We start from the raw sequence: 2,257 nt of genomic DNA on the forward strand, positions 1-2,257 counted from the left end.
CATCCCGTCGTCCATACCTGGTCCTACAAACTCGCCGAGGCCACCTGATATGATTCGAACCAAGGAAACGCTGACCTAGACGCCGAGCCCCAAGTGCCGGAGCGTGTTAGGCTACCGGCGAGCTTCTCCAACCGAGGCCGCCATGCCGTAAAGCTGCGCGCAGCTAACGACCGTCGTTCAGCGCTGAGGCGCTCGCGCTGTTTGCCGGGATCGAGCGCATGCCGCAGCGAGGTCAGAAGTTCGAGGGTCGCTCGCGAGCGTTGGCTCGTCTGCTTGGCCCCGTCAGCGAATGGTGGACTGGAAACCATGTAAACGACCGCAGCGCCAAGCCGTGTCACCCGCTGGGATACGTCGCGCGCGAGGACTGGCTTCGCTGTCGCGAGGTGCGTGTCGCGCTGTTTGCGGCAGCCTCCGCGCGACGAGCGCTGGGCCGCCGAGCTGCTCAAGCGTCTGCTTGATGCCAGGTTGTCGCCGTTCGAACCCGATGCGGTTGCCGTATGCGAAGCCGCCGAGGCCGAGGCGAAGCGCCCGACGCCTCCGAAGTGACGCGGAGGATCCCGACATGCCGATAAGCTTACGGGCGCAGCCGCGCGGCGTTAATGGGTGCATGCCTCACAAGAGCCCCCGTCGCGACGCTCACCACGGATATGTCAGGAGGGCATATTGACCTAATAGCGTGTAAGTCATGGTCGGCCGCTGGCCTCTTCAGGCTCTAAAAACCCATTTGACGCCACGGGTGCGGCTGATAGGGTTGGAATTGGAACCGGTGGGAGAAAGCTATGCGGGTTATTCTAGCGGCTGGTACACAGCGTTCTGGAAGCACATGGGTCTTCAATGTAGCTCGATTAATCTTGAGAACTCAGGACCCGAACTTAAAGACAGCATGGATCGACGATTATGTGCCGGGAACAGAAACGTCGGCGCTATTGAAAATTCACATCCCTGACGATCAATGGAGCGAGAGAGCGGAAACTGTACTAACTTGCCATCGCGATCTGCGTGACGTTATCGTGTCCCTTCATGATCGTGGTTGGGTGAACAAGGACGATAAAGGCGCTGCTCTCGCCGCTGCAAAAACTACGCGCGAATGTCATGAGTATTGGTCAGCACGATCCGACATCGATCTATCCTACGTCGAAATCATAAATCATCCGCAAACCTCGGCGCAGAGGATAGCGAGGGCTTGTGGGATATCTATTGACCCGAATACGGCTGCTCAAATTGTCCACGAAGTAGATGGCCTCATTGATGGAGTTGCTTCTTACAACACGGAGAACCAGCTACACCCAAACCATCGGCGCGACGGTCGGATAGGTCGGTGGATTGGCAATCTGAATGCAGATACGGCCGAGGCAATCGTTTCCGATAATCGGGACTGGTTTGTTCGTTTTGGGTATCTTACTTGAACCTCAACTTCGCTGCGGCGACCGTTGCGAACTCGCTGTCAAGCGGGATGCCGCAGCGCTCACCGCTTCGCCAGCTTGAAAACGTTGCTCGCGGCTGTCTCCAGCGCCGGTCCGAGCGACGGCAGGGTCTTGCGCGTGATCTCGTCGGTGAAGTCGAGGATCGACGCCGCCAGGCGCAACTGGCGCCGTTGCTCAACGGGATCAGGGCTATTCTGGGGACCAATCCCGACGAAGTGTCGGCCGACGCCGGCTACTACTCCGCCGCCAATCTTCGCGCGATCAAACGGCGGCGCATTGAGGGCTACATCGCCAACCGGAAGGCAGAAGCACGGCACCAAGTCCGCCACCGCGGAACAGCCTTCAAGAGCCGGCTCGCTGATCGCCAAGATGAGCACCAAGCTCAAGCGCGCCGGCTACCGAAGTCGCTACCGCTTGCGTAAGCAGATCGTCGAACCCGTGTTCGGACAGATCAAACAGGCAAGAGGGTTCAGGCAATTCCTGCTGCGCGGCATCGACAAAGTGAAGCCCGAATGGGCCCTGATTTGCACCGCTCACAACCTCGTCAAGCTGGGGAGGGCCGCATGAGCCGCTATCATTCGGATAAAACTGGCTTCCCGATGCTAACTGGACAGGCTCCTAGACGATCGATTCCATGAATTTGGCGGTCATGGAACGGGACGTTTGTTTGTGGATTCCTCGTTTGCGATTGACTGAACGAGGAGTTTCATCATGGCAGGATGGCGGCAAGCGGTCGAGTTGGCGATGACCGATGAAGAGATCGAAACGTTGACGGCTCTTTCGCGGTCGAGGACCGAACCGGCGCGCCGGGTGTCGCGGGCCGCGATGCTGCT

4 protein-coding genes are annotated in these 2,257 nt (G+C 58.9%); 2 read left to right on the top strand and 2 right to left on the bottom strand.

All coding sequences use genetic code 11. The features are described from left to right. The first annotated feature begins 779 nt into the window (after window positions 1-779). On the top strand, window positions 780-1,406 hold the full coding sequence (locus FXV83_RS40170; protein ID WP_148745566.1) for a sulfotransferase domain-containing protein: 627 nt from the start codon (window positions 780-782) through the stop codon (window positions 1,404-1,406). Window positions 1,407-1,465: 59 nt separating this feature from the next. Here FXV83_RS40170 and FXV83_RS45575 read toward each other — a convergent pair whose 3' ends face one another. Then, entirely contained in the window at window positions 1,466-1,792 is a 327-nt protein-coding gene (locus tag FXV83_RS45575; protein ID WP_187436502.1) for a hypothetical protein, read from the bottom strand. 1 nt (window position 1,793) lies between these two features. Between FXV83_RS45575 and FXV83_RS45580 the strand changes: the two genes are divergently transcribed. Then, the gene (locus tag FXV83_RS45580; RefSeq protein ID WP_187436503.1) at window positions 1,794-1,991 is read left to right on the top strand and encodes a transposase; all 198 of its coding nucleotides are present in this window, start codon (window positions 1,794-1,796) and stop codon (window positions 1,989-1,991) included. Between the two features lie 80 nt (window positions 1,992-2,071). Here the strand turns inward: FXV83_RS45580 and FXV83_RS43680 are convergent. Next, window positions 2,072-2,257, bottom strand: a 186-nt coding sequence (locus FXV83_RS43680; RefSeq protein ID WP_210250797.1) for a hypothetical protein, incomplete at its 5' end; no start/stop codon positions are given.

The sequence above is a fragment of the Bradyrhizobium hipponense genome, from assembly GCF_008123965.1.
In the GTDB taxonomy this organism is placed as follows: Bacteria; Pseudomonadota; Alphaproteobacteria; order Rhizobiales; family Xanthobacteraceae; genus Bradyrhizobium; species Bradyrhizobium hipponense.

What these genes read in the sequence shown, in the direction of transcription:
- FXV83_RS40170 (WP_148745566.1), top strand. Translation starts at nt 780, where the DNA reads ATGCGGGTTATTCTAGCGGCTGGTACACAGCGTTCTGGAAGCACATGG.
- FXV83_RS45580 (WP_187436503.1), top strand. Translation starts at nt 1,794, where the DNA reads ATGAGCACCAAGCTCAAGCGCGCCGGCTACCGAAGTCGCTACCGCTTG.